The sequence below is a fragment of the Streptomyces sp. NPDC060198 genome (genome assembly GCF_042728415.1).
Classification (GTDB): domain Bacteria; phylum Actinomycetota; class Actinomycetes; order Streptomycetales; family Streptomycetaceae; genus Streptomyces.
In genome coordinates, this window is the sequence record NZ_JBHWZJ010000011.1 from 1 (window position 1) to 13,195 (window position 13,195).

A 13,195-nucleotide genomic window follows, 5' to 3' on the forward strand; every position below is an offset into this window, starting at 1 on the left:
GCCGGTGCGGGTTGTCCACCGGGTGGGGGTCTTACACGGCATTTTTCATCCCCCCCCCTCCCGCAGGCCGGCCCCCCCCCGCGGTACGGGACCGAGTGCGGGGACGGACGGAGGCTGGTGCCCTCACGGGCAGTGGATCAGCCCTTGAAGCGGGGGAACGCCGAGCGGCCGGCGTACACCGCGGCGTCGTCGAGGATCTCCTCGATGCGCAGCAGCTGGTTGTACTTGGCGACGCGGTCGGAGCGGGCCGGGGCGCCGGTCTTGATCTGACCGCAGTTCACGGCGACGGCGAGGTCGGCGATGGTGACGTCCTCGGTCTCACCGGAACGGTGGGACATCATGCACTTGAAGCCGTTGCGCTGCGCGAGCTCGACGGCGTCCAGGGTCTCGGTCAGCGAACCGATCTGGTTGACCTTGACGAGCAGGGCGTTGGCCGAGCCCTCCTCGATGCCACGGGCGAGGCGCTCGGGGTTGGTCACGAAGAGGTCGTCGCCGACGATCTGCACCTTGGTGCCGAGCTTGTCGGTGATGACCTTCCAGCCGGCCCAGTCGTCCTCGTACAGCGGGTCCTCGATGGAGACCAGCGGGTACGCGGAGACGAGCTCCTCGTAGTACTCGGTCATCTCGGCGGCCGAGCGGGACTTGCCCTCGAACTCGTACTTGCCGTCCTTGTAGAACTCGGACGCGGCGACGTCGAGCGCGAGCGCGATGTCACGGCCGGGGACGAAGCCGGCCTCCTTGATGGCCTCGACGATGAGGTCGAGCGCGGCGCGGTTGGACTCGAGGTTCGGGGCGAAGCCGCCCTCGTCGCCGAGACCGGTGGAGAGGCCCTTGGTCTTCAGGACCTTCTTCAGCGTGTGGTACGTCTCGGCACCCCAGCGAAGGGCCTCGGAGAAGGACTCCGCGCCGATCGGGGCGATCATGAACTCCTGGATGTCGACGTTGGAGTCGGCGTGCGACCCACCGTTCAGGATGTTCATCATCGGAACGGGCAGCAGGTGCGCGTTCGGGCCGCCGAGGTAGCGGAAGAGCGGGAGGTCGGCGGCCTCGGAAGCGGCGTGGGCCACGGCGAGCGAGACGCCGAGGATGGCGTTGGCGCCGAGCGAGCCCTTGTTCTCCGTGGCGTCCAGGTCGCACATCGCCTGGTCGATCAGGCGCTGCTCGGTGGCGTCGTAGCCGACGAGCTCCGGGCCGATCTGCTCGATGACGGCGAGGACGGCCTTCTCCACGCCCTTGCCCAGGTAACGCTTGGGGTCGCCGTCGCGAAGCTCGACGGCCTCGAACGCGCCGGTGGAGGCGCCGGACGGAACGGCAGCACGGCCCGTGCTGCCGTCGTCGAGACCAACTTCGACCTCGACGGTGGGGTTACCCCGCGAGTCGAGGATTTCCCGGGCTACGACGACGTCGATGGACGGCACGAGCATCTCCTTCTGGGATGTGACGCTGACTGTGCGGGGCTCTTGAGCCTGGCGACTAGAGCCTAACCGGACACAGGACATCGGCCAGCCGACCGTCCGTCCAGTGACACGGCGAGCCTACACATTGTTTCCGTACGGAACATAACGTCCGGCGGTACGGGGGTCGGCGGCCCGCGGTACAGCGGGGTGCGCGGCACGCTCCTCCCCCGCTCCACCTGTACGCCACCCGCGGGCGCGCACCCGCACCGGCGCCGGAAAAGGCCCTGGCCCGGCACGCGGGGGGAGTGCGCGCCGGGCCAGGGAGTGGGAAAGGGGTGCCGCCGGACACCCCCGTTCCGGGGAGGAGTGGTTCGTGATTACTTCAGGTGGAGCTGCTGACCCGGGAAGATGAGGTCGGCGTCCTCGACGATGTCGTGGTTCAGCTTGAAGAGCTTCTGCCAGCCACCCTTGACGCCCTGCTTCTCGGCGATGGTGCTGAGGGTGTCGCCGGTGACGACCTTGTACTCGCCGTCACCCTTCTCCACCTTGTCGCCGGTCGGCGTGGTGACGGTCTCGGACTTCGCGGCAGGGCGCTCCTCGCTGCGGGAGGCGGTCTGCGAGTCGGTGGCGCGGTCCGGCGTCGCCGTGGCGGCGCTGTCGTCGGTCGCGGTCGAGCCGGTGCTCGCGGAGGAGCCCGTGTCGACGCCCGGGTCGACACCGTCGTTGGTGAGGTTGCCGGCACCGGCGCAGGACCAGGCACCCGGGCCCTGCAGGTCGAGCAGCACCTCGGCGGTGGCGATCTGCTGCTCCTTGGTCGCCAGGTCGGCGCGGGGGGCGTACTTCGTACCGCCGGCGGCGGCCCAGCTGGACTGCGAGAACTGCAGACCGCCGTAGTAACCGTTGCCGGTGTTGATGGACCAGTTGCCACCGGACTCGCACTGGGCGACGGCGTCCCAGGTGGCGACGGAGGCGGCGGAAGCGTTGGTGGCGCCCATCAGCGGGAGGGCGATGGCGGCACCGGCGACGCCGGCGAGCGTGGCCACACGGACGGCCTTGGACGAGCGGCGGTGCTTACCGTTGCTGGACAGCAGCATGGAACGTCTCCTCACCGACGCCTACGAGGTGAGCTGTCGGGTTCGGGCCAATGAGTGCCCGGCCACACGTCCTTGCGTGTGGCTTAACCCCTAGCCGGTCCCGGTCGCCCGTCGCTTCCGACGGGCCGTCCGATACCGGCGGCTTACCTGGGTCCCCCGCTCCTGCCTACGGCGCTTTACGCGTCTGTTCCCTTCGACCGACGGCAGGATTCGGCGTGACGGTCGACGGGGCCCGCGGTGCGAGCGGTTCTGACCGTAAACAGAGGGAACCCCCACATTCAATGATGGACATATACGACAATCAGACCTTACTGGTCACGCCCGGATAACCGTTTTCGCAGGTCAAAGCGGACATCCGCGAACCTCGGCGACCGCGACACGCCGGAACAGCGAAGAGACCCATGTCTCACTTTCGCAAAAGTGGACATAGGCCCCTTAACTGCCCCTCTTTTTGGGGTGTTTTCCCGAATTGGATCAGTTGGCGGGAGCGGTCTCCGCCGTGTCGGGAACGGTCTCCGGCGTGTCGGAGGTGGTGTCCGACGCGGCCGCAGCGGTGTCGGTCGCCGCGGGGGCCGCCGCCGTACTCAGGTCGAGCTCCTGGCCGGGCAGGATCAGGTCGGGGTCGGAGCCGATCACGCTCTCGTTGGCCTGGTAGAGCTCGGTCCAGCCGTCGGAGAGGTTCTGCGCGTCGGCGATCGCCCAGAGGTTGTCGCCGGACTGGACCGTGTACGTCCCGTCCGTCGCGAGCGTCGCGTCGTCGCGCGCTTCGCCGTCCCCGCGCGAGGCGTGCCGGCCGGTGTCGCGCGACGCGTCGGCGGCGGCGGCCTCGGCCGGGTCGGGCGTCCCGCGGTGCTTGCCGCCCGTCGCGGTGTCAGCGGTCGCCGCGTCCGTCGCGCCGCCCTTCGCACCGCTCTTGCCGGGCGTGGTGGCGCCCGGGGTGGCCGAGCCGGAGGGCGAGGGGGTCACGGAGGCGTCGGGGCCCGGCGTGGCGCTGCTGCCGGTGGTGGTGCCGGAGTCCGAGGCCCCGGTGGAACCGGAGGTGCCCGTCGACTCCGTGGTGCCGGTGGAGACGGGTGCGCCGTCCGCGTCCGGGATCGTGCCGGCCGAGGCACCCGCGTCCGTGGAGCCGGGGTCGACGCCGATGGGGGTGCCCGCGGGCGCCAGCCCGGAGATCACCGCGCACCCGGGCCACGCCTGCGGGCCCTTGGCGTCGAGCACCTTCTCCGCCACGGCTATCTGCTGGGTGCGGCTGGCGAGGTCCGCGCGCTGCGCGTAGTCCGTACCGCCGTAGGCGGACCAGGTCTCCTGGGAGAACTGCAGTCCGCCGTAGTAGCCGTTGCCGAAGTCCGCGCTCCAGGTGCCGCCGCTCTCGCATTCGGCGACCTTGTCCCAGGTGTTCGCGTCCGCCGCGCCGGCGCTGCCCGCGGCGAGCAGCGGAATCGCGAGGGCGGAGCCTGTCACGCCGGCTGCGACGACGATGGCGGGTGCCTGGCGAGGGCGGCGGTGTCTGCCGTTCGCGGAGCCCATGGGAGTGCCTTCCGTGTGACTGACGGGTGAACTGATGCGTCGAACCGTGAACCTAGCGGGACTCGAACGTGTGTCACAAGTCGATGCCTCGCAGATCACGTGAACATCACAGTGTTGACGGAGCGTCACTTTCACCGAGCGCCGGTCCCGGCGTGAACTCCACCGGAAGGGTGCGCAGTCCACGCATGATGAGCCCTCCACGCCACCGCAAATCGGCCGTTTCTCCCGCAAGACGCAGGTCAGGGAGACGTCTCAACAAGGTGGCGAGGGCGGTCCGTCCCTCCAGCCGGGCGAGCGGCGCACCCACGCAGTAGTGGATGCCGTGGCCGTAGCCGAGGTGCTGATTGTCACGCCGGGCGAGGTCGAGCACGTCGGGGTCCTCGAAGCGCGCGGGGTCGCGGTCGGCCGCCGCGAGGACCACGAGCACGGGATCCCCGGCCGCGATCTCCTCGCCTCCGAGGGTCAGCGGTTCGGTGGCGTACCGCCAGGTGGCCAGCTCCACCGGGCCGTCGAAGCGGAGCAGCTCCTCGACGCCGGTGGCGAGCAGCTCCTCCTCCCCCGCTTCCAGCGACGCCTGGAGGCGGGCGCGCTCCTCGGGGTGGCGGAGCAGGGAGTGGGTGCCGTTGCCGATGAGGTTGACCGTCGTCTCGAAGCCGGCGAACAGCAGGATGAAGGCCATCGCGGCGGCCTCGTTCTCCGTGAGGTGCTCGCCGTGGTCGCTGGTGCGGATGAGTTCGGAGATCAGGTCGTCGCCCGGGTTCTCCCGCTTGCGGTGGATGAGTTCGGCGAGGTAGGCGCGCATCCGCTTCACCGAGCGCGCCACTCCGCCGCGTGGTCCGCCGCCGTGGCGGATCATCATGCCCGCCCAGTCCCGGAAGTCGTCCTGGTCCTCCTCGGGCACCCCGAGCAGGTCGCAGATGGCGTAGATGGGGAGCGGGAACGCGAACTCGTGGATGAGGTCGGCCTTGCCCTCGGTCACGAACCGGTCGATGAGCCGGTCCGTCAGCTCCTGCACCCGGGGCGCGAACTCCGCGACCCGGCGCGGGGTGAACGCCTTGGACACGAGCCGGCGCAGCCGGGTGTGGTCGGGCGGGTCGATGTTGAGCAGATGGGTCATCAACTCGGCCTTGCGCTCCCCCGGAATCCCCGTCTTCCCCTTGGCGTGCGCAGACCCGGCGTGGTGGACCGGGTTCTTGGAGAGCCGGTTGTCGGCGAGGGCGTGACGGGCGTCCGCGTACCGGGTGACCAGCCAGGCTTCGACCCCGCTGGGCAGCGTGGTCCGGTGCACCGGGCTGTGCTCGCGGAGCCAGGCGTACGCGGGGTACGGGTCGGTCGCGAACTCCCAGGTGAAGAGTTCGGGGGCGGCGCTCGCGCGGTGCGCGGGGCAGCCGGCGGGCGCGCCGGGGCCGGGTTCCACGGGGCTGTCGTCCACCGGCCGGTCACTCATCGTCGGTGCCCGGAGTGTCCGCGCCCTCCGCCGCGAGGATCGCGTCGCGGTAGGCGCGGGCCGCGGCGCGCAGGGCGGCTTCCGGGTCGACGCCCTCGGCCTCGGCGCGGACGGCGAGGGCGAGCAGTTCGTAGCCGAGGGTGTCGCCGGTGGGCGGGGCGACCTCCAGGCCGGAACCGCGGACCCGGCCGCCGAGCTTCGCCGCGAGGGCGAGGGCGGGCTGACCGAGCGGGACGCCCTCGGTGACCGAGTCGCGTCGCTTCTCGACCGCCTTGGTGCGCAGCCAGTGCGCACGGACGTCCTCCGGGGTCTTCGCGGTCGCGTCGCCGAAGATGTGCGGGTGGCGGCGGATCAGCTTCTCCACCAGGGTGCCCGCCACGTCGTCGACGGAGAAGGGCGCCTGGGTGTCCTCCTCGGCGATCCGGGCGTGGAAGACGACCTGGAGGAGGACGTCCCCGAGCTCCTCGCGGAGTTCGTCGCGGTCGCCGTCCTCGATCGCCTCGACCAGCTCGTACGTCTCCTCGATGGCGTACTTGGCGAGCCCCCGGTGCGTCATCGTCGAGGTCCACGGGCAGTCGCGGCGGATCACGTCCATGACCTGGACGAGGTCGAGGAGGCGGGCGCCCGGCAGGTCGTACGAACCGGGGAGCAGCTCCAGGTCCGGCATCCGTACCCGGCCGGAGCCGCCGAGGCGGGCGAGTCCGTCGGTGAGCCGCTGATCGCCCTCACCGCCGACCAGCACCACCACGGTCCGGTCACCGGCGCAGGCGTCGACGAGTTCCTCGGCGGTCGGCTCGGTGTGCTCGACGGTGACGCCCGCCTCGCGCAGGTAGGGGAGCTGCACGTGGTCGGGGGCGCCGCACAGGACGCGGTCGGCGGTGCGCAACGTCTGCCAGGCGGGCCAGGACAGCAGTCCGGGGGCGACTCGGTGGCTGGCGGTGAGGAGGACGACCCGGCCGGGTGCTTCAGCGTTCACCCGTCGAACCTACCCCGGCGGCGTGTCAGCCCGCCGGGGCGGTGTCCGTCTGCCCGGAGCCGTCCTGCCCGCTGCCGTCGCCTCCGGCGCCGTCCCCTCCGGACGTCGCGTCGTCGGCGCCGGTGGCCTTGGCGAGCCAGGGGGACTCGTAGGTACCGAGGCGGATCTGCTGGTCGTCCCAGGCTCCGTAGCGCGGGTTGACGTCGATGTGCAGCGACTTCGACGCCTTGGTGAGCGCCTCGGTCACCTTCTGGGTGCCCTCCTGGGTCTGGAGGTCCGCGCCGAGCGAGGCCGCCAGTTTCGGCAGCTGGACCTCCTGGCGGAGGTCGCCGTCGATCTGCTCCGGGGAGATCCAGCGCTCCTGGAGGAGGGTCGCGGCCAGCTCGTCCTCGCCGCCGTACTGGGCGACGGCCGTCTGGTGGACCTGCTGGAGCTCCTTGCGGCTGACGGTCACCCCGGCGTCCTCGGCCGCCTTGTCGAGGACCTGTCCGAAGATCAGCCGGTGCAGGGCGGCACGCGGGAGCTGTCCGGACCCCTTCACCAGCTGGGCGGACTGCGGCGAGTTCTGCTGCGCGCCGCGCACCTCGGCGACGTCCGCCTGGAGGGTGGAGACCTCGATCCGCTGCCCTCCGACGATCGCGGCGGCGCCGGGATGGGCCTCGCCGCCGCAGGCGGTGAGGACGGGCGCGGAGAGCAGGAGTGCGGCGGAGAGGGTGAGCGCGGTGCGACGACGGCGGTGCAAAGGGAGCCTCCCGATGAGAGTTTGTGCATCAGTGCACAAAGCCTTGCGGTGATCGATGTTAGGCAGTGGCGGCCATGGGGGCCACTGGTTCGACCAACGATTCGGGACGAGTTGGGGATGTGGTGCCGTCGGGGGGTGTCCGCCCCGGCCGTGCTCGGCGTCGGCCTCAGCCGCCGCGTACGTCCCGCTGGTGCGTCAGCTGACGGCGGAGTTCGGCGGGGAGCGGGTGGTGCGGGCCGTAGGAGCGCTCGGTGTCGTACAGCAGGGCCTGGAGTTGGGCCCGGCCGGCGGTGTGGTCGCCGACCGCGAGCAGCAGCAGACCGATGCGGTGGCGGATGTCGAAAGCCCGGCCGGGGTCGGTGGCGACGGCTCCGTAGACGTTCTCGTAGTACGGAAGGACCGCGCGGTACTCGTTGAGCGCGGCGGCCGTCTCGCCCAGCTGCTCCAGGCACTGGGCGGCGTCGTAGCGGTACTGGAGCGTCTGCGGGTCGCCGGGGCCCGCTTCGGAGGCGCGGTCGTCGGCGAGGCGCCGCAGTTCGGGCAGGGCGCGGCGGTACTGGCCGTCGTCCATCAGCGTCGCCGCGTACTGCTTGCGCAGGATGCGGACGACGGGTGAGCGCTCGCCGTGCTCGGCGGCGGCGGTCGGCAGGATGGAGCCCAGGATGTCCACGGCCTGGGTGATCCGGCCCTCGCCGAGGAGCTGCTTGACCTCGTCCACGGCGCGCGCCACGTCCGCCCGGCCGGACGCCGGACGCTGGGCGGGTACGGGCGGCGGGCCGAAGCCGCCGGCCGTCACGGGAGCGGGGGCGGTCGCCCGGTCGGGCCAGGGGGCGTGCGGGCGGAGGAACGGTCGGGTCGGATCGAGCGGCCCGGCGGGCGTCCCGTGCGCCGGCAGCAGCGGGGCGAGGGCCTCGTACACCTCCTGGGCGGAGCCGGGACGGGCCTGCGGGTCCTTGGCGAGCAGCCGCAGGACGAGGGCCTCCAACTGCTCGGGCACGTCGGCCCTCAGGTTCCGGACCGGCAGCGGGGGTTCGTAGAGGTGGCGGTGGAGCACGCCGAGGGCGGTGGACCCGGAGAACGGCACGTCCCCGCTGAGCAGCTCGTGCAGCAGCACGCCGAGTGCGTACAGATCGGTGTACGGGCCGACCGCGCCGCCCATCGCCTGCTCGGGCGCCATGTAGGCCGGGGAGCCGATCGGGGAGCCGGTGTGGGTGAGCCGGGTGGTGTCGGTGTCCAGCACGGAGGCGACGCCGAGGTCGAGCACGGTGACGGTGCCGTCGGGGCGGACCATGACGTTGCGGGGCTTGAGGTCGCGGTGGACGATCGGCACCGCGTGCACGGCGCTGAGCACCGCGCAGAGCTGGGCGGCGACCGCCACGGCCCAGGGCCACGGGTAGGGGTCGTGCTCGGCGAGGTGGTCGGCGAGGTCGGAGCCTTCGACGTACTGCATGACGAGGAAGAGGTCGTCGCCGTCGCCCCCGGCGTCGTGGACGGTCACCAGTCCGGGGTGGTCGACCTGCGCGGTCACCCGGCACTCCCGGGCGAACCTGCGGCGCATCTCCTCGGCTTCCTCCCGGCCGCCGGGCACGCCCATCCGGTCGGGTCGCAGCAGCTTCACCGCGACCCGGCGGTCGAGCCGCTGGTCGTACGCCGTCCAGACCTGGCCCATGCCGCCCTGGCCGAGGATCGCGGCGAGGGCGTACCGCCCGGCGACGACGCGTCCGCTCACCGGCCCTCACCCTCCTTGCGCAGGTAGTCGCTCAGCTCGTCCAGCTCGGCGCGGACCTGGTCGAGCCGCTGGGGCGGGCCGGGGCGCCGCGGGGGCGGGGTGGGCTGCGGCTGCGGGGTGGGCTGCGGCTGCGGCGGGACGGCTCGGTAGGGCGCGGCGGGGCCCTGCGGGTGAGGGGTGACGGGCGGTGCGCCGTAGGGGGGCGTCCGGTGCTGGGGGGTGGTGGCCGGCGGGTAGCCGTACCCCTGGGCGGGGCCTGCGGACGGGTAGCCGGGGGTGGCCCGCGCGCGGGCCGCGAGGGCCCCGGGGCCGTTCGGGCCGAAGTGCCGGATGTCGGCGAAGAGGTAGTACCAGGTGACGCCGCCGAGGAGGGCCAGGATCCAGCCGATCAGGGCGAACGCCTGGTTGTCCGTCATCTCGTCCTCGGCGCTGGGGAGCACGTCCAGGTAGACGCCGAGTCCGACGGTGAGCACGACGGACAGGACGAACAGCCCCCAGTCGCGCGGGCGCCGGGTCACGATGGCCAGCCGCAGCATCGCCGTCCATGCCAGGAAGCCGCAACTCAGCACGGTCAGTGCCACGAAGACCACGCGCAGGACCGTCAGCGTCGCCGAGGACGGGCGCGCCGGGGGAAGCTCCGGCGGATAGCCGTAGCCGTGCATGTGCCGCTCCCGGGAGGCGATGGGCGGATGTGTGGTGCGAGCGTATACACCCACGCGTGCGGCCGTTCCCTGGTTGTGCACAACGGACGTGACTCAGCTCACTGAAGGGGACACCGTCCCGTCCGTGAGTCCGTCGTACATGCCCTGGACCAGCAGCCCGCCGAGTCGGCCCGCCGTGCGCAGCGCGTCCTCGAAGGCGGCGAGGGCGCGGAACTGCTCACCGTACCGGCGCTGTTCGTCCAGCGGGAGCCGGGGCAGCCGGATACGGCGGGCGTCGAGCCGCGAGGCGGTGGAGGCGTGGCTGCTGGCACGGCGGTTGTTGGCCGTGCCACGCAGGAATCCGGCGAGGAACCACGGGTCGAGCACGGCCGGATCGGGGCGCAGCAGTTGGAGGTTGCGGCCGAGCACGGCACCGGCGGTCGCCTCGTCCACGACCCGGACGACCGAGCCGCCGCCGAGCACGGGGACGACGACGTCCCCCGTGCGCAGGACGACCGCGTCGTCGGCGGGCCCCGCCGCACCGGTGGCGCTCGCGGAGGCGGGCCCGGTCGCGAGGAAGGCGAGGGTCTCGGACTCCTGGGCGGGGCCGGCGGGAGCGCCGCTGGGCGGGGTGTTGCCGAGGACGTCGTGTTCGGTGAGGACGGGCCCCCGGCCGCCGCCGGAGCCGCCGGTGCTGAGCCGGAGCGCGCCCGCGCGGGCGAGTTCACCGAGGGTGGTGAACGGCCGGGAGGCGGGCTCGACCAGGCCGGCGGAGGGCGGGGTCAGCCGGAGGGTGAGCCGCAGTTCGTCGGTCAACCTGTCCCGTACGTCGGCGAGTTCCGCCGCACCCCCGGCGGTGGAGGGCCGGGGCAGGTGGCGTGCGGGGGTGAGGTCGACGTCGTCGTCGAGGAGGTCGATGACGGGCACGGCCCGGCTCGGCCCCGAGGCGGGCGGGGCGGTGGTCCCGGCGGTCGGCGGGCCGCCCGGCGCGGCGGGGGCGCCGGATCCGCGACCGGCGGTGGCGAACGCGCGCCAGGCGTCCAGGACCGTACGCCGGACGGCGGGCCAGTCGATCCGCTCGCGTCCGCTTCCCGCGAGGCTTCCGGTGCCGCCTCCTCCGGCGGCACCAGGGGCGCCCGCCGCCGGGTCGGGGGACTCGGCCGTGTCGACGAGGAGGAGCTCGGGCGTGGGCTGCACGCCGTGGTCCGGCTTGCGCAAGATCCACAGGTGCAGCGGGATGCCGTACGGCGGGGCGGCTCCGGCGGGCAGCGCGACGACGGCCCGCAGTGCGCCCCGGCGCAGCAGGTCGGCACGGATGCGGCGGCCGGAGCGGCGGGAGACCGCGGCCGGCGGCATCAGCAGCACGGCGGTGCCGCCGTGGCGCAGCCGGGCCAACGCGTGCTGGACCCAGGCGAGTTCGGACTCGGCACGGGCCGGATAGCCGTACTCCCACCGGGGGTCGTAGGCCAACTCGTCGTGGCCCCAGTTGCGTTCGTTGAACGGCGGGTGGCAGAGCACCACGTCGGCCGCCAGCTTCGGGAAGGCGTCGGCGCGCAGGGTGTCCCCCGTGCGCACCACGGGCTCCGGCGCCCCCTGGTCCGCGCCACCACCGACACCCAGGGCGAGGCGGAGCGCGGTGAGCGCCGCGAGGTCGGGGTCGGCCTCCTGCGCGTGCAGGGCGGCGGGCCTGCCGACGGCCCGCAGCAGCGCCCCGGTCCCGGAAGCGGGGTCCAGGACGACGGGAGCAGGCGCCTTCCCGGGCGCACGGCCGGGCCCTTCGCCCTGAAGGGCCAGGTCGGCCATGAGTGCGGCCAGCTCGGGCGGGGTGAGCGTGTACTGCCGTGGATTGGCGTCCAGTTGGCGGCCGAACAGGAACTCGAAGGCCTGGCCCGCCCCGGACTCCGCCGCCAGCGCGGCGGCCCCGCGGAGCAGCGGTACGGACGGTCGCAGCGCCTCCGGCCCGGGCACCCGGACGGCCCGGACCGCCGACGGCGCGGCGCCCTCGGCACCGGCCGGGACCTGGGGCCCGAACCGGGCTTCGAGTACGGGGGCGAGGGCGTCGGGCAGCAGGCGGGCGACGCGTTCGTCCGAGACCGCCACCAACTCCAGCCAGTCGGTGGGCCGGTCGCGCACGAGCAGCAGGGCGCAGCCCACGTGGATCAGGGCGGTGACGGCCCCGGCCGGGTGGCCGGAGAGCTGCTGCCAGACACGCTCCCGGAGCGGCACCTCGGCCAGCTTCCCCTGGCCCCGGAGCCACTCCTCGACGTCGGCGAGCGCGAAGGAGGGGCTGGTCTCCGTGCCGCCGACCGGCTTGGGGAAGTCCGCGTGGCGGCGGCGCCAGTTGCTGACGGCGGCCCGCCCGACTCCGGCCAGGCGGGCGATCCCGGCCGCGGTCACCTCAGAGGCGTTCTCCGGCACTGTGCTGTCTCCCTGGTCCGAACCGTCACCGTTCGCGCCACCGTCCGCGCTGTGCAGGCGAGCATACCGACGCGCACCGCACCGATCGATTCACAGGCGAATTGCCGTTGTTCACAGAAACGCTGGTTGACTCGGTTCACAAGCTCTGCTGTGATGGGGCTGTGCCCGCACCGGTGGAGTCCACCGGTGCGAACGGTCCGGAGAAACCCGCCTGCCCGGGTACCGCCGGGCGTCGGCGCCCCCTTTCTCTCCCGTCCCCCTCTTCTTTCTGACTTCTCCTGGAGTACCGCCATGCGCCGAGTCGCGCGTACCGCAGCTGCCGCCGTCTGCACCCTCTCCGTGCTCACCCTTGCCGCCTGCGGCAGCGAGGGGGGCGACACCGCCACGGACGCGAAGAAGGGCGGCGCCGCTTCCTCGGCCGCCCCGGCGGAGAAGGAGCCGTTCGCGGACATGTCGGGCCCCGACGTCATCAGCGCGGCGTTCAAGAACATCCACAAGGCGACCTCCCTGCGCCTCTCGGTCGACATGCGGTCGACCGACGCCCCCATGAAGGCCGATTTCTCCACCACCGTCGACGGCGCCCGGTGCGCCGGCACGACGGACATGGGAGCCGGCGGCTCGATGTCCATCATCAAGATCGCCGAGACCGTCTACATGAAGCTCGACGAGACGATGCTGCGCGCTCAGTCCGAGGGCGAGTCCGAGGCGGACATACAGGCCACGGTGGACATGGTCGCCGACCACTGGATGGCCGAGAAGGCTTCCGACCCGGACACCAAGGACATGATCGGGTTCTGTGACCTGAAGTCGTTGCTCTCGGAGTTCGAGGGAGGCGACACCGAGGCGAAGAAGGCGGGCACGACGACCCTCGACGGCACTCCCGCCCTCCGCCTGACCGAGAAGGACGGCGAGGAGACCTACTCGGTCCTGGTCTCCACCGAGGGTGACCCGCAGCTCCTCCAGGTCAGCTCCACGGGCGGCGACGAGCCGATGACGATGACCTTCTCCGATTTCGACAAGCCCGTCGTGGCGGAGAAGCCGGCCGCGAAGGACATGGTGGACGTCGGCTGAGCCGGGCGTCCGGCATCCGGGCATCCGGGCATCCGGGCATCGAAAACGGCCCGGTGCGCTCGGGGGGACGCGCCGGGCGGGGGCGGGCGTCGGGGGCGTCCGGGGCGGGGGCGGGCGTCGGGGGCGTCCGGGACGGGGGTGGGCGCCGGGGGC

The 13,195-nt window shown here is 72.7% G+C and carries 10 protein-coding genes and 1 riboswitch; of the genes, 1 reads left to right on the plus strand and 9 read right to left on the minus strand.

The genetic code is table 11. The features are described from left to right. Positions 1 to 137: 137 nt before the first annotated feature. From eno to ACFWEP_RS03200, 9 genes are all read right to left on the minus strand, one after another. Positions 138 to 1,424 (minus strand): phosphopyruvate hydratase, encoded by a 1,287-nt coding sequence (eno, locus tag ACFWEP_RS03160; RefSeq protein WP_266708104.1) that lies wholly within the window; start codon positions 1,422 to 1,424, stop codon positions 138 to 140. A gap of 350 nt (positions 1,425 to 1,774) precedes the next feature. Then, a complete protein-coding gene (locus ACFWEP_RS03165) occupies positions 1,775 to 2,491 on the minus strand; it encodes a transglycosylase family protein (RefSeq protein ID WP_387364669.1) in 717 nt (238 codons plus the stop codon). A gap of 3 nt (positions 2,492 to 2,494) precedes the next feature. Further along, a riboswitch (cyclic di-AMP (ydaO/yuaA leader) is annotated at positions 2,495 to 2,675 on the minus strand. A gap of 290 nt (positions 2,676 to 2,965) precedes the next feature. Then, positions 2,966 to 4,018, minus strand: coding sequence for a transglycosylase family protein (locus ACFWEP_RS03170; RefSeq protein WP_387364672.1), 1,053 nt, complete (start codon positions 4,016 to 4,018; stop codon positions 2,966 to 2,968). Between the two features lie 106 nt (positions 4,019 to 4,124). Continuing rightward, the gene (locus tag ACFWEP_RS03175) at positions 4,125 to 5,465 is read right to left on the minus strand and encodes a cytochrome P450 (RefSeq protein ID WP_387364675.1); all 1,341 of its coding nucleotides are present in this window, start codon (positions 5,463 to 5,465) and stop codon (positions 4,125 to 4,127) included. After that, on the minus strand, positions 5,458 to 6,441 hold the full coding sequence (locus ACFWEP_RS03180; RefSeq protein WP_387364678.1) for a nucleoside triphosphate pyrophosphohydrolase: 984 nt from the start codon (positions 6,439 to 6,441) through the stop codon (positions 5,458 to 5,460). The genes ACFWEP_RS03175 and ACFWEP_RS03180 overlap by 8 nt, the downstream gene beginning before the upstream one ends. Positions 6,442 to 6,466: 25 nt before the next feature. Continuing rightward, positions 6,467 to 7,183: a SurA N-terminal domain-containing protein gene (locus ACFWEP_RS03185; protein ID WP_387364682.1), complete on the minus strand. Its 717-nt coding sequence runs from the start codon at positions 7,181 to 7,183 to the stop codon at positions 6,467 to 6,469. A 166-nt stretch (positions 7,184 to 7,349) separates the two neighbouring features. Further along, positions 7,350 to 8,912, minus strand: a complete 1,563-nt coding sequence (locus ACFWEP_RS03190) for a protein kinase (protein ID WP_387364685.1) — start codon at positions 8,910 to 8,912, stop codon at positions 7,350 to 7,352. After that, positions 8,909 to 9,628 carry a hypothetical protein gene (locus ACFWEP_RS03195; protein WP_387364688.1) on the minus strand — a complete coding sequence of 240 codons (720 nt, stop codon included), beginning with the start codon at positions 9,626 to 9,628 and terminating at the stop codon, positions 8,909 to 8,911. Before ACFWEP_RS03195 ends, ACFWEP_RS03190 begins: the two co-directional genes overlap by 4 nt. A 39-nt stretch (positions 9,629 to 9,667) precedes the next feature. Beyond that, a complete protein-coding gene (locus ACFWEP_RS03200; protein WP_387364691.1) occupies positions 9,668 to 11,971 on the minus strand; it encodes an N-6 DNA methylase in 2,304 nt (767 codons plus the stop codon). A 291-nt stretch (positions 11,972 to 12,262) separates the two neighbouring features. Here ACFWEP_RS03200 and ACFWEP_RS03205 point away from each other — a divergent pair, with 291 nt between their 5' ends. Beyond that, a complete protein-coding gene (locus tag ACFWEP_RS03205; RefSeq protein WP_387364694.1) occupies positions 12,263 to 13,042 on the plus strand; it encodes a hypothetical protein in 780 nt (259 codons plus the stop codon). The last annotated feature ends 153 nt before the right edge of the window (positions 13,043 to 13,195 follow it).